Below are 937 nucleotides of genomic sequence, written 5' to 3'. Positions count from 1 at the left end.
TTCAGAACTGTGCCTGCAATCTCACAGTGGTACCGACTACACCGGGTACTCAGGCCACAGAAAATGCAGCAATTCATGGATGCCTGTCTTGACTACCAGGCTAAACCTGAAACCGTTCCGGAATTAGTGACTCAGCAACGGTTGCTGGAAGGAATGCTCCTGATAAACCATTATCTACCTGAGCACGGGAATATACCGGATCTCTGTTTTTCAAACCGGGTGTCAACTGATGATGAAAGAGGCGTGATTGTTGATGGTGATCACGTCATGTTGGGCCAGAAACGCCTGTGGTACTTTATCACGGCCATACTGTTCGAGCTTAAACAAACAGAGTATCAATTCAGGAATCAAAATCTTACTGTCATGCCACTCGATGGTGAACCGGTTGTACTCCAAAAACCGGATTTTACCCTCACGGATACCGGCCTTGTTATAAATAACTGGACATTGGAACAGTTGACCGCATTTTTCAAGGCAACCGAATTCACAGAACAATGGTATGAAAAGCCTCAGGACAAGCGGGAACCCTATGCGATCAGGCTTGAGGCTAAATTGGCCCAAATGAAAGCAAGAACCAACGAGACCGGGAAAGCCAAGCCTAAAAAAGCAGCATTTCTGCTGTCACCTTCTATGATTATCAACATCATCAAATACAACAAACCATTAAAGCCAGTGGTTTGGTCATCTCTGGAACACTATGCCAGCAACAGCCAGCTAACCACCAGTTTATGTAAGGCGCTCAGCCCGGTTATCCGAAATGATAATGAGGGTGTTGTTCCTGAACTCGTTAGAAATGCAGTGGCTGAAAATTTGGTACAGATTGAGGCAACAAAAACACCCGTAGTAACAGCAATCGCTCTGCAACAAACTCCTGCAAGCACGACATCCCCTTGGGATCAGGATTCCACCAGGAGCATTCAAGGGCCGAAATTTACCT

At 46.1% G+C, this 937-nt stretch carries 1 protein-coding gene; it reads left to right on the top strand.

The window, feature by feature from the left end; all coding sequences use genetic code 11:
* Window positions 1-63: 63 nt before the first annotated feature.
* Window positions 64-937 (top strand): hypothetical protein (locus J7438_RS26010; protein WP_209278933.1); only part of this gene is annotated, 874 nt, incomplete at its 3' end.

The sequence above is a fragment of the Thalassotalea sp. G20_0 genome, assembly GCF_017744175.1.
GTDB lineage: Bacteria > Pseudomonadota > Gammaproteobacteria > Pseudomonadales > Endozoicomonadaceae > Endozoicomonas.
The sequence above is the reverse complement of the archived record's forward strand: the minus strand, read 5'-3'. Positions and strand labels throughout refer to the sequence as shown.